At 68.2% G+C, this 16,152-nt stretch carries 20 protein-coding genes; 9 read left to right on the top strand and 11 right to left on the bottom strand.

All coding sequences use genetic code 11. The features are described 5' to 3' along the window. Positions 1–78 precede the first annotated feature (78 nt). Positions 79–1,071 (bottom strand): saccharopine dehydrogenase NADP-binding domain-containing protein, encoded by a 993-nt coding sequence (locus tag ACYQBY_RS17430; RefSeq protein ID WP_459645153.1) that lies wholly within the window; start codon positions 1,069–1,071, stop codon positions 79–81. 258 nt (positions 1,072–1,329) lie between these two features. On the opposite strand from ACYQBY_RS17430, the gene ACYQBY_RS17425 reads away from it, so the two are divergent. Then, positions 1,330–2,232, top strand: coding sequence for a hypothetical protein (locus tag ACYQBY_RS17425; RefSeq protein WP_459645152.1), 903 nt, complete (start codon positions 1,330–1,332; stop codon positions 2,230–2,232). 24 nt (positions 2,233–2,256) lie between these two features. On the opposite strand, the gene ACYQBY_RS17420 is transcribed toward ACYQBY_RS17425, so the two are convergent. The 6 genes from ACYQBY_RS17420 to ACYQBY_RS17395 form a co-directional block, all read right to left on the bottom strand. Continuing rightward, positions 2,257–2,403: a hypothetical protein gene (locus ACYQBY_RS17420; protein WP_459645151.1), complete on the bottom strand. Its 147-nt coding sequence runs from the start codon at positions 2,401–2,403 to the stop codon at positions 2,257–2,259. A 315-nt stretch (positions 2,404–2,718) separates the two neighbouring features. After that, entirely contained in the window at positions 2,719–3,780 is a 1,062-nt protein-coding gene (locus tag ACYQBY_RS17415; RefSeq protein ID WP_459645189.1) for a site-specific integrase, read from the bottom strand. Beyond that, complete coding sequence (locus ACYQBY_RS17410; protein ID WP_459645150.1) at positions 3,780–4,889, bottom strand: hypothetical protein; 1,110 nt, start codon at positions 4,887–4,889, stop codon at positions 3,780–3,782. The genes ACYQBY_RS17415 and ACYQBY_RS17410 overlap by 1 nt, the downstream gene beginning before the upstream one ends. A 53-nt stretch (positions 4,890–4,942) precedes the next feature. Then, positions 4,943–5,890, bottom strand: coding sequence for a hypothetical protein (locus ACYQBY_RS17405; protein WP_459645149.1), 948 nt, complete (start codon positions 5,888–5,890; stop codon positions 4,943–4,945). A gap of 204 nt (positions 5,891–6,094) precedes the next feature. After that, entirely contained in the window at positions 6,095–7,000 is a 906-nt protein-coding gene (locus tag ACYQBY_RS17400) for a hypothetical protein (RefSeq protein ID WP_459645148.1), read from the bottom strand. Between the two features lie 65 nt (positions 7,001–7,065). Next, positions 7,066–7,674, bottom strand: a complete 609-nt coding sequence (locus ACYQBY_RS17395) for a hypothetical protein (protein ID WP_459645147.1) — start codon at positions 7,672–7,674, stop codon at positions 7,066–7,068. A gap of 692 nt (positions 7,675–8,366) precedes the next feature. Between ACYQBY_RS17395 and ACYQBY_RS17390 the strand changes: the two genes are divergently transcribed. The 3 genes from ACYQBY_RS17390 (at position 8,367) to ACYQBY_RS17380 (ending at position 10,258) form a co-directional block, all read left to right on the top strand. Next, a complete protein-coding gene (locus ACYQBY_RS17390; protein ID WP_459645146.1) occupies positions 8,367–8,732 on the top strand; it encodes a transposase in 366 nt (121 codons plus the stop codon). 23 nt (positions 8,733–8,755) lie between these two features. Beyond that, positions 8,756–9,670 (top strand): transposase, encoded by a 915-nt coding sequence (locus ACYQBY_RS17385; RefSeq protein WP_459645145.1) that lies wholly within the window; start codon positions 8,756–8,758, stop codon positions 9,668–9,670. A 189-nt stretch (positions 9,671–9,859) separates the two neighbouring features. After that, positions 9,860–10,258, top strand: coding sequence for a hypothetical protein (locus tag ACYQBY_RS17380; protein WP_459645144.1), 399 nt, complete (start codon positions 9,860–9,862; stop codon positions 10,256–10,258). Positions 10,259–10,379: 121 nt separating this feature from the next. Here the strand turns inward: ACYQBY_RS17380 and ACYQBY_RS17375 are convergent, their stop codons facing one another. Together ACYQBY_RS17375 and ACYQBY_RS17370 are read right to left on the bottom strand one after the other, a co-directional pair. Continuing rightward, complete coding sequence (locus ACYQBY_RS17375; RefSeq protein WP_459645143.1) at positions 10,380–10,736, bottom strand: hypothetical protein; 357 nt, start codon at positions 10,734–10,736, stop codon at positions 10,380–10,382. Between the two features lie 123 nt (positions 10,737–10,859). Beyond that, positions 10,860–11,474 carry a hypothetical protein gene (locus ACYQBY_RS17370; protein WP_459645142.1) on the bottom strand — a complete coding sequence of 205 codons (615 nt, stop codon included), beginning with the start codon at positions 11,472–11,474 and terminating at the stop codon, positions 10,860–10,862. A 234-nt stretch (positions 11,475–11,708) separates the two neighbouring features. On the opposite strand from ACYQBY_RS17370, the gene ACYQBY_RS17365 reads away from it, so the two are divergent. Beyond that, complete coding sequence (locus ACYQBY_RS17365) at positions 11,709–12,083, top strand: hypothetical protein (RefSeq protein ID WP_459645141.1); 375 nt, start codon at positions 11,709–11,711, stop codon at positions 12,081–12,083. Positions 12,084–12,156: 73 nt separating this feature from the next. On the opposite strand, the gene ACYQBY_RS17360 is transcribed toward ACYQBY_RS17365, so the two are convergent. Then, positions 12,157–12,618 carry a hypothetical protein gene (locus ACYQBY_RS17360; RefSeq protein ID WP_459645140.1) on the bottom strand — a complete coding sequence of 154 codons (462 nt, stop codon included), beginning with the start codon at positions 12,616–12,618 and terminating at the stop codon, positions 12,157–12,159. 114 nt (positions 12,619–12,732) lie between these two features. Here ACYQBY_RS17360 and ACYQBY_RS17355 point away from each other — a divergent pair, with 114 nt between their 5' ends. Then, entirely contained in the window at positions 12,733–13,086 is a 354-nt protein-coding gene (locus ACYQBY_RS17355) for a hypothetical protein (RefSeq protein WP_459645139.1), read from the top strand. A gap of 167 nt (positions 13,087–13,253) precedes the next feature. Then, a complete protein-coding gene (locus ACYQBY_RS17350) occupies positions 13,254–13,613 on the top strand; it encodes a hypothetical protein (RefSeq protein ID WP_459645138.1) in 360 nt (119 codons plus the stop codon). 210 nt (positions 13,614–13,823) lie between these two features. On the opposite strand, the gene ACYQBY_RS17345 is transcribed toward ACYQBY_RS17350, so the two are convergent. Then, the gene (locus ACYQBY_RS17345) at positions 13,824–14,234 is read right to left on the bottom strand and encodes a hypothetical protein (protein WP_459645137.1); all 411 of its coding nucleotides are present in this window, start codon (positions 14,232–14,234) and stop codon (positions 13,824–13,826) included. 431 nt (positions 14,235–14,665) lie between these two features. Between ACYQBY_RS17345 and ACYQBY_RS17340 the strand changes: the two genes are divergently transcribed. Beyond that, the gene (locus ACYQBY_RS17340; RefSeq protein ID WP_459645136.1) at positions 14,666–15,244 is read left to right on the top strand and encodes an RNA polymerase sigma factor; all 579 of its coding nucleotides are present in this window, start codon (positions 14,666–14,668) and stop codon (positions 15,242–15,244) included. After that, the gene (locus ACYQBY_RS17335; RefSeq protein ID WP_459645135.1) at positions 15,241–16,116 is read left to right on the top strand and encodes a hypothetical protein; all 876 of its coding nucleotides are present in this window, start codon (positions 15,241–15,243) and stop codon (positions 16,114–16,116) included. The genes ACYQBY_RS17340 and ACYQBY_RS17335 overlap by 4 nt, the downstream gene beginning before the upstream one ends. The last annotated feature ends 36 nt before the right edge of the window (positions 16,117–16,152 follow it).

Below are 16,152 nucleotides of genomic sequence, written 5' to 3'. Positions count from 1 at the left end.
GCTCCTGCTCACCTCGAGCAGGAGCCCTCACGCATCACTCGGCACCACAGCGACGTGCCAGGCCCACAAAGCTCCGCGTCACCCCAAGCCCGTCCCACGGACGGGTGCGACCTGCACATCGGCCAGGCCGAGAAGGCTCTCGCCACCCACGACCTCAGCCGGCGTCCACGCACCCGCCGGCGCACCCTCTAGCACCTGTCCGACGACGGCCGCAGTCCACGTCCATGCCGCCTCGCCGAGGTCCTGCACCGTCAGCAGCGCCGAAGACCCCTCGCCCTCGACGTCGACGACCTCCACGTAGGTCCGGCCCTGACCAGAGGCACCTCGGCCCGGCAGCGGCTTTCGCGGGTCAGGCACGTACGCGCTGGCGTCCGCACCCGTCGCCCTCCACGCTGCAGCCAAGTCCCCCATTGGGGCCCGCAGCACCGGCAGGTCGATGCCGCCGATGCTGAACGTCGTCGCCCCGCTGCCCAACGGCTCGCGAACCAGAGCCCCGCCGACGTACCGGGCGCTCTGGTAGCGCATCAGCTCCGCCTTCGACGCCTCGACACCGGCGGTGCCGCTGCCACCTACAGCAAGTACAACCGTCCGCACCTCAGCGATCGGTCGAGCGGCCTGCTTCGCCAGGCGCCGCACCAAGCACTCCGTCGCTACGACACCGAAGCCAGCGCCCGTGACGAGGCAGACCTCAGCCACCGCCGCCTCCTCTGCCCTCGCTAGCAGGGCCTCCACAGCAGGGAGCTCGTTCGCAAGGTCGACGTACGACACGCCCTCGGCAATGCAGGCGTCGATCACCTCAGGCGCCAGCGTCGTGAAGGGGCCAACTGCGTTCACGACAACCCGATGACCCCGCACGATGCTGCGCACATCCATGCCAGAGCTAAGCTCCACCAGCACACTGCGGACTGCTTGGGGGGTCTTCGCTGAGACCCGAGCTAGCCCCTCTGAGTCCCGAGCAGCAAGTGTCAGGGAGTGTCCCTCAGCCATGAGCCGGGCAGTCACCTGGCCGCCGGCCCGTCCGGTGGCACCCAGAACCAGCACGTCAGGCATGGGGGTCCTCTCGATCATCATGGGGGCAGGCTTCGGTCACCATGCCAGGTCTTCGGTGCGCAGTGGCGGGGGGCCTCGAAGCTCTCCCGATTCCCTGGAATCGGGACGCACACCGACCCATGCAGAGGGTTGGCCATCAAGGCAGTACCACCACGTGCACATACGTTAAGTTGACCCCCTGTGACCCTCGGCTCCGGCTCAGTGGCGGATGAACAAGGCGACGGCGCCTCGGATGCGGCTGAGATTGCCAGTCCAGTACAAGATGGACGACCCGCCCGCGTGTCCGCCATGACGAGAAGGCTGGCCACGCCCAAGGTCGTGATCCCCCTCACGCTCTTCGTGGCGGCCGTCGTGACCGTGCTTGCGGCTCTGCCCGCGGGGAAGCACAAGAACCTGGACGTGTGGGACTACGTCGGCACGGGCTTCACCCTCGCCGGAACGATCCTCGCAGTCGCCATCTACCTCATCTCGGCCGGCGAGACAAGGAAGCTGCTAGGCACGATTAAGGATCTTGTTAAAGAAACCAGCGAGCTGAAGCAAAGGACTGAGGAGCTCGGGGGAGAGGTCGCCAGTCACTCTGAGCACATCGTGTCTCTCAAGGACGAACTTGAGGATTTCGGCCCGTCCCGCGACTCCGACTTCGTTGGGACAATCTACCGTCCTTCTGATTGGGAAATGAAACTCTTCGAAGGATCCGACCCGGAGTCCATGTCGGACGAGGACTGGGGCACGATCCCACCCGAAGGCATCATGCCCGAGGTAGGCGACGGCAACGTTGATCCAGAGTCGCACGACCACAGGCCGAAGCTAGTTCCGGGAAAGGGGAAGGAGTATTGGGACGCTCTTGCAGTTGTGTTGGTCGCTGCCTTCGATCCGAATGAGAGTAAGAACGAGAACTCGCCAGAGGTTTCGTTGCAGTCGTTCCAGAAGCAGCAGGGTCGGGGCAACTTCCGGTGGATTGCTAGGTTTAGCGACGGTTCCGCCTACTCGGTCTATAGGGGCGGGCGGGCAAGGCGGGGGGACTATACAGTCACTCACTTGGAAGGGCCGCTGCCAAAGGTTGTTCAAGCAGCGGGCGGGATGACTGATAGGTCTCGCCCAGAGATTGGCGTGGTCAATCGCAGATGGAAAATCAGAAGCTCTACGCCTGGGAGCTGGCTCGTGGCGTTTGAGGATGTCTAAGCTGCTTGCCGGCGAGAGATTTCGTCAGTTGCGCATGACGTAGAGGATGGTGTGCCCGTCGGGAAGCTTTTCCCGCACGGTGGTCACCGCATCCCAGGAGTCGGCTGTGGCGATGGTCTCCCTGTGCACTTCGGAGGTCTGAGGGTCCCGGTAGGCGATGGTCCACTGCATGGGCCCATTCTCGGGCACCGCGAGAAGCTGCCCGAGACGATGCCACGGGGACCGTCAGGCGAACGGCGGCAGGAGCAGTGGCACTGTGACGTGATCTACGTGGACGTTCGGGTGCAGCCACTGAACCGGCCGACCGGTGGACGAGAGCGTCGGGGTCAGGAGCTCCCCGCGCGCCGCGCACAGGTGAGGCCAGGCGTCCAGGGTGGCGGTGTCCATTGCGCCAGGCTGCCGGATGCCGCTCCAACGAGACTTTGGCCGTCCACAGCCCGTGCGTTCCGACCAGGGGCGGCGGTCCGTTAAGACCGTCGCGGCCTGTCAGAAGCCGAGCACGGTGGCGGCGTTGTCGATCCAGGCTTGGTCGATGCGGATGTAGGTGCCGACGCTGGCGAGGGAGGAGTGGCGGGTCTGGCGGGCGATGGCGCGGTCGCTGGCTCCGCGCAGGTGGGCGTAGGTGACGAAGCCTGCGCGGAGGCTGTGAGCGGAGTAGGTGTCAGGGTGGTCGATGCCTGCGCGGGCCACGGCCTGCTGCACGAGAGCGTTGACTGACTCCGGGTGCAGTCCGCCCAGACGGACGGTGTTGCTCTTCGTGACGCCGCGGAACACGTGGCCGTCGTGGATGCCTGCCAGGTGCAGCCAGTGCTGCAGAGCGGTGACGGCGCAGCGGTCGGGGTTTGCGGCGCGGGGTAGAACCACCAGCTCGTGAGTTTCGCCGGTCTGGTTGGTCTTGGACCGGGGGAGGGTGAGGACGAGGCCGTTGTCGTGGGCCTCGATGTCGGCGACGGTGAGGGCGGCGAGCTCGCTGCGGCGCATGGCCCCGACGAAGCCGACGAGGAGCATGGCGCGGTCGCGGGCGCCGGCGAGGTCGGGCTCGTTGGGTCGTCCTGGGGTCTTCCAGACCTTCGTGATGGGGCAGGCGTCGAGGACGTCGAACAGCTCCGGCGGCTTGAGGGGAGAGGCTTGCTGTGGGGCGGCGCCGTGCGTGCGTCGGATGCCTTCCCAGACGCTGATGACACGGGGGTGCGTGGTGGGGTCGGTCAGGCCCTGCATCCGGTGGGCGAACTTCAACGCCGACAGCCGCCGGCTCATGGTGCCCACCTTGGCGCCAGAGCGCGCGAGGCCGGTGAGGTAGCCGGTGATGGTCGATGGCGCTGCGGGCAGCGGGACGCAGGAGTGGTCGGCGCACCAGGCGGTGAACTCTCGCCAGTCGGAGCGGTAGCCGCGCATGGTGTTCGCCGCCCGTGCGGCCTCGACGTAGCGAGCCTCGTCCTCAGATAGTGGAACGTCGTCCAACAGGGCGGCGACATCCGATTTCCAAGCAATCGCGACCGTCGAGGACTCTGGGGGCGGCTCTTTCGATAGGCCGGGTTCGTCGAGCATCACGTGCGGTCCCGAGCCATGAGGCGATCGCTCAGCTCAACCGTCGCCAGGTACCACCAGAAGACCCAGTCCAGGAACTCCTCCCCATAGTCGCGAAGCTGCTGTGGATTGCTGTGTCGCAAGTCGTACCTGTTGGCGATCTCGAACAGGGCGCCCTCGTCCCTTGCGTGCAGCTTGTCCCTCAGTAGCGGTCGGCGGTCTTCGAGGATGCGGGCGAGGGCGACGATGGCGCTGACCTTGGCCGCGCGATCGGCGTCACGATCGCGGAACATGGCGACAGCGTGCGCGACCGTGTTCTGATCAGTGGCAGAGGGGGTGGCGAGCACAGTCGAGACGAGGGCGTCACGGTCATCGCCGACGATGCGTACAAGGCGACCGACGTCCTCGCCGTCTTCGGCCAGGCGCAGATCGAAAGACCAACGATTCAACAGGGAGTTGATGCGGGTTCGATAGAGAGCTTGGCCAGGCTGCGCGGCGAAGCGGGAGTAGTGCCAGCCGCAGTCAGCGTAGTCGTGGTAGGTCCGGTGCCGTGGACGAGCGATGAGATCGCCGATGGCCTCGATCAGCGAGTAGAACAGGTCTTCGTCCCAGGCATCCGGCTGCAGAGGCCACAGGTTGGGGACGTCGAGCATCTGATCGAGTCGATCGCTCAGTAGCTGATGGTCGTCTAGCCTTGCATCCACGCAGGGGGATGGGACGGCGTTGTCAAGGTAGCCACGTTCGCGGAAGTTGTGCACCTCGCGGACCCATGCAGCCTTGAGTCGATCTAGGCGCTGCTCGGGTGACAGCGCCGACGACTCGGGGACTCGCCTCTGTCGCTGTGCCCAGTAGGGCCGAGGCTCCAGACGTTCTGGCAACTCGTCTAGCTGGCTAAGGAGGGTACGCAAAAAGCCAAGATGCGCCTCGTCGGGCGCAGTCCACTCGTCATTGGTGCTGAGGATATCCAGCGTGCTGGCTGGCTCGGGGTCGCTGAAGGCTTCCTCTAGTAACCACCGTGCCTCGACCCGCGACGACGTCGAGTGAGACAACACCCAGCGAAGCTCGGTCCTGAACGCCTCGCGGGCCCAGGTCAAGGTGTAGGACGGACCGCCGATGCCGTACTGCTCCATGGTGGCAGCATAGAGGTCTCAATCTGGGATTCCGTGCATTATCCCGCCCTCTATCAGGCGGGATAATGAGACTCAGCGTGTGGCTCGCGAGTGATCTCCTCGCCTCCTTGCCACGTGTGCGGAGGTGCGTCGCCGGCGCGGAAGCCGTGGCGTGCGTACCAGCGCGCGAGGCGCGGGATGCGGGTCTCGTAGTCATCGAAGCCAGGGCCGGGGTACATCTGGCCGACGATCTCTGCGTCCACGGCGTCAGCGAAGCGGCACAGATGCACCAGCACCGCCGTGCCCAGGCCCAGACTGGTCAGATTTCCGGGGACGACGATGTCGTGCAGTGTGATTTGCCGGCGTGCCTCGGGGTCCAGTCGCTTCCAGCGACGCATCTCCTCCACGTTGTCGGTGACGTAGAGCGTTACCGGTGGCAGCCCTCGCTCAATGTCCCTGACGGACTCCGGCAGTGGGCGGGCGTGGCCGGGGAGGTGCTCCAGCAGGGCCAGGCGTCGGTACCGGTCCTCGACTGCGCCGGCCAGGTCACGGACGAGGCCCTCCACACGGGTCTCGGCGCTGCGGTCGCCGTTGTGGGCGGCCAGGCGGAGGTCGGGCAGGTGCTTGAGGAGCTGATCGACGGTCGCTTCGGCGTGGTCGCTGTTCAGCCAGCCGAGAAGAGACGTGAGGGTGTTCTCAAGGTAGAAGTCTTGGGCGCTGCTGAAGACGCCCCACATGCCAGGGGTGCTCCCTACGCCGTGAGCGCCGAACTGCTGTCGGAGGGCGCGGGCCCTGGTGAGGGCGAAGCCCCGCTGATCGGCCAGCTCCGCCGCACGCGGTCGCTGGGTCCAGCGCCACCATGCTGGAGCAGTAGCGATCTCGGTATGAGCCGCTTCCGCCTCCGCGGCCTCGTCCAGTGCTTGTCGGTGACTCTCGATGACGCCGCGAGGATCGCGTCGAACAGTGAGGGCAGGGGCCCACTCCGCCCCAATGTGGCCCACCGTCGGGATGTCCCAGCTCATCGCCACTCCCCCTGCCTGTGCGGTGTTGCTTCCTCGACGGGTCCTGGTGCGGCAAGGCCCATCATCGGTGACCTGCTAATCACTTTCAGTGTCCTCCGGCGTCTCTAGTCCGGGCGCAAGGCGCGACGGCGTGTCGGACGTGTGTTCGAAGACGGGCGCCCTCGCAGGCCGCTGCTGGCGTGGATGGGCGGCGGTCGACGCTGCTCAAGCTGCGAGGTGGTGGCTGAACCGTGTCGCGCTGAGATCGACGTGGTCGCGCAGGCGGATCGTGACGCCGTCGCGAGTGAAGTGGTCTCCCTGTCCGGGGCCTGGGGTCCACTCCGCCCCTGCGGCGACGTCGAGCAAGGCGGGCAGGTGCGGTGCGCCGGCCTGGCGAGCTCTGGCGGCGGCGTCGTCATAGGAGCTCAGGGCTGCCACGGTCTGTCCGAGCAGTGCCAGGCCGTTGTGGATGATCCCGCGCTGGACATCGTCTCGGGTCACGGGGCCGGCGTAGACGGTCTCATCGTGAGCAGGGTCGACGGCGATGTAGCGCAGGAGGAGGTCCTTGCGGGTGGTGTTGAACTGTGCGCCCGCCGGCCAAGGGCCGTGACCGGGGTCGGTGCCGGCCATGACCTCCGCAGTGCGCCCGAGCATGGGGCTTGGATTGCGGCGGGCGACGTCGGGAAACTGTCCGATGGTGGCGTCGAGGAAGCGGTCGAGCGTCGGCAGGCGCAGCACGCAGTGACCGACGAACTGTCCATCGTCGGTGAAGTGCGGATCGTCCGTGCCGTAGGCCGTGCCGCCATGCGGGCCATGAACCTCCAAGCGGACGGGCTTGATCTCGGCGGGAACGCCTAGGGCGAGGTAGGTCACCCGTAGTGCGTGGGCTGCGTCGATGCATGCGTTGCCGGGCAGGCCGTTCGAAGCGATGTGGTCGAGGAAGATGCAGCTCGGGAGCATGGTGAGGAGATGGAGTGGCTGACCTCGTTCCAGCAGTGCGACGATCACCTCCGGGTCGCTGACCAGGGGGCGGGGCCGGTAGCTCTGCCGCTCTCGGGGCACTCGGGGTGTCGCTGTCGGATCGACCGGCTTGCGGGTCGCAGTCCGATTCGGCGCCTTCTTCTTCGTCATGGCGATCCTCCCGCTTGATGGGTGCGCTGCTGGCTGTTTGGGGCGGTGTTCCTCGATGAAGGTGGTCAGGCCGTGCGTCGGCTGAGTGGGTTGTTGCCGGGAGTCGTGCGCCCCAGTAGGACTTCGTGGGCGCGTCGGCAGTTGGCCTGGATGGTGGCTTCACCGCCGATGCGTCCATTGCGCCGGGCCCTGGTCGTCAGGGCGTACGCGAGGCAGTCATGGCTGAGGGGCTGTCCCTGCTGCTCGCGATAGGACTCAAGGGGGGCGTTGAGGCTGGCGTCGACGTCGCAGCTGAAGGCGCGTAGTCGTCGACCGCGTAGGGCTGCTGGGCTGCGCTGAATGCAGGTGCGGCACCACCAGTGGCCGGCGTCGTCGTACCCGCCGCACAGCCCGACCGACCCGTTGCAGGTGGCGCAGGGGCTGGCATTGGCGAGGGTGAAGACGTGTTCGGTCCAGGCGGTCTGACGTTCGGCACTTCCCGCCCAGCGGCGCAAGGCGGCCTGTAGAGCCTCGGAGAGCTCGTCGTAGTGCTGAACCTCCGGCGGCGGCCCTGCCTCATCGGTGCCGGTGCCGGTGCCGGGTGCTGACCATCGAGGGGGTACCCGCGGGCGCGTCGTGGGCGAAGGAACGTGAGTGGTCCCGGTGGGCCGGTCGGTCGGCTGCTGGGTGCTCACAGACGCCCTCCATAGAGCGGGGAGCGGTGGGCAGCAGCGGGGCTGATGAGCGGCGCGACGGTCAGCATCGACCCGCGCCCCACCTCGACATGATCGACATAGCCGGATCATGGCGGGTACCTCTGACACATGGGCGGCTACACGCCGTCATGGTCGTGCTTCGCGAGTGGGCTTCACAGTCGAGGCCGCCAAGTCCGGCCCCTGAGTGCCTCATGCAGGACGACCGTTCCGCGACCTCGCGCCGCCAGGTCCCGGCCAGTCGAAGCCACGGCTTCTCGCAGAGCGAGGCGATCTTCGGGGGCTTGTTCGGCGAGTACGCCGATGGCCTCGGGGTCTCCCAGCTCCCGCCAGCAGCGCCGGGCGGCGTTGATGTCTGCCTGGATCTGGTGGGCGGCTAGCCATGCCAGCAAGACAGGGTGTCGGTGCAGAGCCTCCTCTGCTCGCCAGCTCGCGGGGGCGAAGTCCATGAGCAGCTCCCCGGCCGCCAAGTCCCAGCCCTCGACGCTGGGCGGGGGGACGGCAGGGGGCCAGTTGGGTGGTCGCCATGTCCGGATGACCGGCTCATGATCGGATCGGCGCATCACTCCCCCACCTACTAGCCTTCGAACAAGTGTTCGAAGGCTAGTGGATGTACTGAGTCAGACTTTCTGGCATGCCCATGAGCCAAGATCGTTGAAGACCCGGGGTCCGCGATGAGCCGCTCCCGGCCGCGTCCCATCAGCCAGGACGTCCAGCTGTCCGTAGTGCTCGCCGTGCTGGCTGGTGAGCTGTCCATGTCCGAGGCGGCCCGCCGTCACGGGGTCGCTGCCGCCACCGTCGGTAACTGGCGCGACCGCTTCCTCGCCGCCGGCAAGGAAGGCCTCGTCCCCAAGCTGCCGGGCACCCCTGGAGTCGGGACGTCGACGGAGCGGCGCCTGCGGGCGGAGAACGAGCAGCTCAAGCTCGCCTTGGCCGAAGCGATCATCCAGGTGCGCATCCTGCAGATGGCCACCCGCCACACAGACGCCGCAGGTGCAGCGGCGGTCAATCAGGTCCCTTCAGGGACCTCGAGACCCTGAGGAGGGAGCACCAGCTCCCCGTCTTGAGGTTCGCGAAGCTGGCCGGGATCCCGGAGCGGACCTACCGGCGCCGCCTGGCCCGCTACCGCCGGCTGGGTCCTGAGCAGCCGGACCGGGGGCCGTGGCCGGCGCCGAAGGTCGACGCGATCGAGGCGCTGGCCGCGAAGTACGCCGCGGACTGGCCCGCCTGGGGCCACCGCAAGATCGCCGCCCTCATGCGCGCCGACGGGCATGCGGTGTCGACCTCGACAGTGCAGCGGGCGCTGCGCCGGCGAGGGCTGCTGCTGTCGTCGGGCTTCCGGGCCGACCGCAAGGCGTGGTCGATGGTGCGCCGACAGGTCTTCCACGACCCACCCACGCGACGGAACCGGGTCTGGCAGATGGACTTCTCCGAGTTCGAGACCCCCACCGGCGGAATCTGGCGGCTGTGCGCCGTCGTGGACTACGCCACCAAGTTCTGCCTCGCTGTCACCGTGACCACAACAAGTCGCGGCGGCGATGCGGTCGCCTGCGTCCGAGCCGCCATCGCCGCCGCTCAGCGCCAACTGTGCCTGGAGGACCTGCGCGCCGACCGCGGCAGTGTCGAGGTTCTTGACGAGGCCACCGGGGAGCTCCTGGACCGCCCCGCGCCCATCGCCTTGGTCACCGACAACGGACCCTGCTTCCGCGGCGACACCTTCGCCACCCTCTTCACCGGCCCCGACCCGCTCCTGCGGCACGTCCGCACCCGCGTGCGGTCCCCGCAGACCAACGGGGTCGTCGAGCGCTTCTTCGGCACGCTGAAGTACGAGCACCTCTACCGCGCCATCATCGACGACGGTGACGCTCTGGCCGTCGAGGTCAACCTCTTCCGCCAGACCTACAACACCCGACGTCCCCACCAGGCCCTCGGCGATCGCACCCCCCGCGACGCCTACCGCGCCACACCGAGCCCATGACGAAGCCACATCAAGATCAACGCCATCTACCGGATCTGTCGATGAGCGAGCAGTCCCCGTAGTGCTACCCGGTGGGTGTTGTCACCCGTTCGGCCGATCAGGTCGACGGGCTCAAGTGCCGAGGTAGACGTGCCGATGGATGAGCAGGACCACCCGTGACCGCTCGTCCCCGGCTCTGAGGGAGCACTCGTGAACGTCTCCGGCACCAGCGCCAGCAGCGCCCTGTGGGGAGTCAGCCCGGCTTCCTCCACCTCCCCCGCCACCTCGGCCAGCAGCAGCACGGGCGGAGACATCTACGACCAGCTCACCAGCTCGGACTGGGAGCTGATCCAAGCGGCCACCGGATGGACGAAGCCCGCTGACTTCGACGCGAGCAATCCGAACCATCTGCGTCCGCACCTGGCAGGTGACATCGCTATGGCCCGGCACACGCTGGCGCCGAATCAGGAGATCACCGGCGCATGGCTTAAGACCCAGGCGCTTCGCTACCAGCAGGCTGGACTGAGCAACCCGTTCTCCGGACCTGTGATGGAGCGTGCCCTCGCCTACTTGGATGGCAAGGGCCGCGGTACCGACATCAACCTCTGACACGGCCACACGATGGCTCCGCACTCGATCACCAAGGTCGAGTGCGGGGCCGTCGTCGTACCGGCTCACATGCACGCTCATGCCGCGGTGCGAGCGCGATGCGGTGTGGCTCGCCGTGGCCTCAGTCGATCCAGGCGACCACCGAGACCACGACGAGGCGGGTGTCCGCTTCGCCATGGCGGTGCCGTCCATACATGAGGATGTCCGGGCCTGAGCAGTTGGCTTCAGGCTGGAGGTCCTCATCGTTCAGCACGACAGCGAGCAGCCCAGGTGAGACTTGGACGCACTTGCCGAAGGTGAGCACGTAGGCGGGCCGTCCCCGCTCGGCGTGAGCGACGGCTTCGGCCGGTGTCAGCTCACGGCCTCGGGTGCGGCGCACGCCCTCGATGGTCAAGAACTGAGGGGAAAGCCCGTTGTCGGCCTGTTCGCGAAGATCTGCTCGGTCTGGTAGCTCGCGCAACAGAGCGGACAAGCTCATGTACGCAGCTTGGCCTCATGGTCGGGGAGACGTCCACACAGACATCCGCCCATGCTGCTGGTGGGGCGCGGTCAGTAGCTGAGCGGTGCGGCGCCGGGCTTCACTGTGGCGTCGTCCAGGGCGTCAAGGGCGAGGCGTGACGTCGAGGGTGAGCAGGCCGTGGTGGACCAGTGGCCCGCCCGGAGTGTCGCCCCAGGTGATCGGAGCCTTCGCCGTGAAGGTGGCCGGCGTCGGAGCCTCCAGCGTGATGGACCAGCCGTTCCACACCCCGCAACTGGCGTTCTCCGGGCAGTACAGATCCTCGGGGATGTGGGCGTAGAGGCGCCCGGCGCCGGAGCGCAGTCGCTGCGACTCAGCCTGCAGGTCGGACAGCATCGGCAACGCTTCCCCCTGTGGGCCTGCCGCACCAGTCGGTGTCCCGGCGGGCATGACTACCTGGACGTCCACCATGAACGCCTCGCACCGTGGCACGTCTACCGTCGCGGTCGGCGCCGGCGGGCTGTGTCCCTGCTCCTGTCCCCTCTCCGCGATCAGCAGCGCGTCGGGGACGGCGACCTGCGGGTCGTCGGGGGTGACGGTGGCTGCGACGGTCACCGCCCACGACACCGGCTCCTTGTCACAGTCGGCGAGCTCGAGACCAGGAGGGGCGTGGTCCTCCCACGGCGCCCACACCAAGAGCGCACCCGCGCTGAGCATGGAAGCGAAGCAGGTCACCACACGAACCCACGGCCTGGCCATGGCTTGTCCTCCCTCGCCGTCATGGCACCTTCGACGCCCAGGACGGACGTGACGCTCCCTCGATCGTCCACCCTCACGCCGACCGGCCGCTGGCTACGGCGCTGACCACCCCGACAGGCGACCCATCCAAGATCCGCATTCGCCGCGACCAGGGCGCGAGCATGACCGGCCGGTGGAGGCACGACTCTGGTGCTCTCCGGGCACACCTCCTGATGCTGCTGCCAGGATCCAGGCGTGCCGCCTGAGCCGTACCGCCCCACGGTGATCGCCATCGCGCCCGAGTACGACGAGGACGCCTACGTCTGGGACCACTCCCCAGGCGAGCCCGGCGGCGGACTCAACTCTGCCGTGCTGCTCGACCTGGGCGCCGGCTCGGACCTGCTCGCGCGGCTGCGGGCTTGGAACGCCGTCTACGCCTGCCTGCCGGGCACCGACTTCCAGTGGCGTGCCAAGCAGAGCGAGGAGGACTGGGAGCAGGAAGGGCTGCAGCTGGCCCTAGAGCTGCAGCGCCAACTGCCCGACGTCGAGGTCTACTTCGGCGCCCCCGACCCCTCGCGCCCCTCACTGCGCGAGCAACTGGGCATGCCGTCCCTGCCGCCGGAGAGGTGATTACGCCGGCGTCGACGCGCACGACCAGACGCTGGTCAGGCACGGTGCCGAGCCGGGGTGGGGGCCGGGCGAGTCAGGCGGCGCTGAGGCTGATGCGGGCACCGACGACGGAAGCGATGCCGTCGGCGTCGCGCTCGACGAGGGGCTCGACGAAGGCGAAGGTCCCATGGCTGCCGAAGCGGACCCTGACGAAGCAGGAGTCAGCGGACAGGTAGGCGCCAGTGGTGCCTACGGGCATCTGCTCGCAGGTGAGGGCCGCGGCCTTGTTCGCCTGGACGTCCATCTCGCGGGCGAGCTTGGTGGCGACCACCTTGACGGGCTCGGGGCTCTCCCAGCAGGCCACCTGGCCGTCGCCGTTGCAGATGGTGGAGTCCACCGCGCCGAAGGGCGCCTGCAGACCGCGTGCCACGTCCACCGCCTCGGCCAGGTGCTTCTGGTGGGAGTGCTCGGTCAGCGCGGGCAGCGTCGCGGACGCACCAGCTCCGACGAGGGCGAGCACCAACGGCACTGCCAGGACCGGACGCAGAAGGGCCACGCCTCGTCATCGACATTCCGTGATCGAACCTGAAGGAGTAGACCATCCGCCTCCGCCGCAGGTACGGCGCGATCCTGGGCGGCCAGCCACCCCATGACTGACTAGCTTCACGGCATGGAGGTTGTCGTCGAGGTGGGTGACTGGGAGCACCAGTGCTGCGGCTCCGTCATCGAGCGCAACGAGATCCTCGATCTCGGCTGCATCCGCTGGTCGGGGCAGGACGGCAGGGTGCGCCTCATCGAGACCCACCACCACATCGAACCCGACGTGCGCGTGCGGGGACGGGTGACCGACCTCCACGTCGTTGAGGGCGACGGTGTCACGCGGCCGATCTTGCGCATACCGAGCGGGGACGCCCTGCGAGGCGTCGACCCCCACGATGACGGCCACCTGGAAGACCCGTGGACAGGGGAAGAGCTCACCTCACGCAGCGAGAACTTCCTCGTCACCGTGCAGACCTTCGCCTGACGATCACCTCAAGCACACCAGGACGGCCGCACGTGATGCTGATGAAGCGCGGTCATGATCCGCCTAGGCGCTCTCGTCGACCGAAGAGCGATTCCCTGAGGTAAGTGCGGAAGAGTGCTGATCTGCCCTGTCAGCCTGCTGTGACGTCCATGAGAGGTCCGCCACCGATGACGCTTCACCGCCTTGTGCTGCCGCGCCTGTACTGCGTGATCATCGACGGCACCCTCGACAACGAAGCCGACACTCAACGGGTGGACGGCAACGACCAGTCCGCCGACCTGGCCGGGGAGATCCGAGACATCATCAGTCCCCAGCTCTACCCCGACCTCGCCGCCGGGGCGGACGCCGCCGACCACACGGCAGCAGCGCAGGACGAGCTGATGGGCTTGGAGCTGACGCGGGAGCACTGGAGCTTCGTGCACGCGACGCTGCGCAGCTGGGCTCCCTATAAGCAGGCGCCTGAGCACATCGAGGTGACCCGCGATCTGCTCGCGCGCATCGAGGCGCAGATGCCTCACCTTGCGTAGCTGCCCGCCGACATCCTCGAACCGGTACGGGAGGAGCCCAAGGAGCCGTCTTGAGGACCCTCGACCTCGCCGTCAGCACGGCCGACATCCGCGCTGACGCCGCGCTCAGTGCGCGGGCATGACCCGCCCAGACGCCCGCCTTGTCGATGAGCGAGGGGATCTGTGGGGACATTGTCGGCGCTGTTGAAGGCTCAGCGGCATCCCGCTGTGTCACGTGGCGGTGATCACTACGCGGGCTTGGGTGACGCCGGAAGGCGCCGCAGGCTCAGGTGCGTCGTTGGCTGTCCACGTTACGTCGAAGGTATGGACGTAGGTGCCCGGCTGGAGGTCGGTCGTCTCCAGGTGCACCTCGTTCGCGGTGCATGGCCCGCCGATCTGGCATTCCGCCTCACGCAGCACCAGCGAGCCGTCTCCGTCGGCGTTGTCGACCTCAACGGTGCCGATCGCCTCGCGGTGTACGGAGTAGTCGTCTGGGTCGGCCGGCTCTCGCGGCTCGAAGCTCACCGTCAGGGCGGTCTCACTTCCCGCAACGATGCCCTTGTGGCCACCGAGCCAGGCCACGGAGGCCTCGATGGGGACACGTTCTGCGGCGGCGCTGCCGTCGCTGTCGATGAGGTCCACGCTCGCTGAGAGGTCGAGCCGTCCCTCCGGGGGGTGGGGCCTCGGGCTCGAAGGGCGAAGGGCTACCGGAGCCACAACCCGCGATCATGGTCGCAGCCGCGGCACTCACCGCCAGCATCCGTGCGGTCTGGAGGGTTCTCGATCGTGATCCGCCCTGCCGAGCCCGTCCCACCACGCACCTCCTCCATCTCGCGCCCTCGCCTGATGCTGGAGGTGACTGTGTCAGAGCCGGGCTCGCCGGTGGACCTTTCGTCAGCTCGTGCGGTTGCGCTGGCGCGAGGGTGGTGGCGTCTGGTGTTGCTCGACCCGCCGACCGTCTCACGAGCCGCTGCGCTAAGCGGGCGGCTGATCCCGACGGGCGGTGCCGGCGGGCGGGGCCGCGCACCCAACCGTTCGTCGCCTGGCGGGGTATGAAGGGGTGGAGGTGGGCGGTGCGTGAGGAGTTCGAGGCGTCCTTCGACGTCTTCGTCGTGGCGGCGCTGCCGCGTCTGCGCAAGCTGGCGTACGTGTGGTGCCGGGACTGGCACCGAAGCGACGACGCGGTCCAGGAGACGCTGAAGCGGATGTACGTGGCCTGGCCACGGATCCGCCGCGACGGCGACGCCTTCGCCTTTGCTCGCACCACCCTGCTGCGCCGCCTCCTCTCGGAGGAACGCCGCCCGTGGCGGGCGCGCGAGGTCGCCGACCTGACCCTCGGTGACCACGACCCCGTGGCGCCCCCGGCCGATCCGGGTGTGCGCCTGGACCTGAACGACGCCCTGGCGACACTGCCGCCCCGGCAACGCGCAGTGATCCTGCTGCGCTACGTGGAGGGCCTGAGTGTCGCGGAGGTCGCCGACGCCCTCCACTGCAGCGAGGGCACCGTGAAGAGCCAGGCCCACGACGCGAAGGTGAAGCTGAAGGCACTCCTGGGCCCCGACTACGGACCCACCTCCCTCACCCCCACGCCAGCCTGCCCGACACCTGCCTGTCCGACGCCCGCCGCCCGGCACCGTGGAGAGCCCCGATGATCGATGCAGGTGTGCCCGACACCGACGACGAGAACCTGACCCGAGCCCTGACCGGGATGGTCGAGGGCGTCCGGCCCCCGGCAGGTGACTGGGACCTGGCCGGGCTGCACCGGGCTGGGCGCCGGCGCGCACGGCTGCGTCGGGCGGCCCTGGCCGTTCCTGGCGCCCTGGTGCTGCTCGCGGCGACCGCGGTGGCGTGGCAGCAGCCGTGGCGCGACGCGGCCGTCACGGTCCCGTCCATGCCGCGGCCGCAGCAGTCCGCACCGGCCGATGCCACTGAGAAGACGGGACGGCTGATGCTCGACCCGGCAGTCCAAGCCGCGGCGACGGCGGCGTTCCAGCGCGCCTTCGACGCGGTGGATCCCGCGGTAGCCACCTCGGCGGACGGGGCGCAAGGGCACTGGGTCGGGCCGGGGGCCGCACCGTACTTCACCTGGATGTACGGCGGCCGAGACGACCGCACCCGACCCGGCACCGAGATCCACGTGAGCGTGACCTTCGGCCCGCCCCAGCACGCCCAGTCCTTCCGATGCGCCGCGGCCACCGCAGAACAGGCGGGCTGCTCAGAAGACACCCTGCCCGGCGGAGCGGTCCTAGTGCGCACCACCGACACGATGCCCGCTGTCGCGGACACGCCCGAGAGCGGTGACGGTGATCGACTCGTCGAGCCTGCCCGAGGCTTCGTCCCCCGGCTCAGCGTGATCTACCCCGACCACCGCGTCATCACCGCGACGGCTTGCGCTTGCCTGGTCGACTCGCAAGCCCCGACATCTTCCGGCTCGTCCTGGGCATCGAGCACCTCCACCCAAGACAAGCTGCGCAGCCTGGTGCTGCGCCCAGAACTGGAGAGGCTTGAGAATCCGATGAAGTGACACTCGGGTCGCCGTCCGCGGGTGCGAACCACGTGC

Source organism: Kineococcus anabasis (assembly GCF_054590795.1).
This window is presented reverse-complemented; position numbering and strand designations above follow the sequence as displayed.

What these genes read in the sequence shown, in the direction of transcription:
- ACYQBY_RS17415 (WP_459645189.1), bottom strand. Translation starts at nt 3,780, where the DNA reads ATGCTCGACGAACCCGGCCTATCGAAAGAGCCGCCCCCAGAGTCCTCG.
- ACYQBY_RS17400 (WP_459645148.1), bottom strand. Translation starts at nt 7,000, where the DNA reads ATGACGAAGAAGAAGGCGCCGAATCGGACTGCGACCCGCAAGCCGGTC.
- ACYQBY_RS17420 (WP_459645151.1), bottom strand. Translation starts at nt 2,403, where the DNA reads ATGCAGTGGACCATCGCCTACCGGGACCCTCAGACCTCCGAAGTGCAC.
- ACYQBY_RS17370 (WP_459645142.1), bottom strand. Translation starts at nt 11,474, where the DNA reads ATGGCCAGGCCGTGGGTTCGTGTGGTGACCTGCTTCGCTTCCATGCTC.
- ACYQBY_RS17405 (WP_459645149.1), bottom strand. Translation starts at nt 5,890, where the DNA reads ATGAGCTGGGACATCCCGACGGTGGGCCACATTGGGGCGGAGTGGGCC.
- ACYQBY_RS17375 (WP_459645143.1), bottom strand. Translation starts at nt 10,736, where the DNA reads ATGAGCTTGTCCGCTCTGTTGCGCGAGCTACCAGACCGAGCAGATCTT.
- ACYQBY_RS17335 (WP_459645135.1), top strand. Translation starts at nt 15,241, where the DNA reads ATGATCGATGCAGGTGTGCCCGACACCGACGACGAGAACCTGACCCGA.
- ACYQBY_RS17355 (WP_459645139.1), top strand. Translation starts at nt 12,733, where the DNA reads ATGGAGGTTGTCGTCGAGGTGGGTGACTGGGAGCACCAGTGCTGCGGC.
- ACYQBY_RS17410 (WP_459645150.1), bottom strand. Translation starts at nt 4,889, where the DNA reads ATGGAGCAGTACGGCATCGGCGGTCCGTCCTACACCTTGACCTGGGCC.
- ACYQBY_RS17350 (WP_459645138.1), top strand. Translation starts at nt 13,254, where the DNA reads ATGACGCTTCACCGCCTTGTGCTGCCGCGCCTGTACTGCGTGATCATC.
- ACYQBY_RS17430 (WP_459645153.1), bottom strand. Translation starts at nt 1,071, where the DNA reads ATGATGATCGAGAGGACCCCCATGCCTGACGTGCTGGTTCTGGGTGCC.
- ACYQBY_RS17390 (WP_459645146.1), top strand. Translation starts at nt 8,367, where the DNA reads ATGAGCCGCTCCCGGCCGCGTCCCATCAGCCAGGACGTCCAGCTGTCC.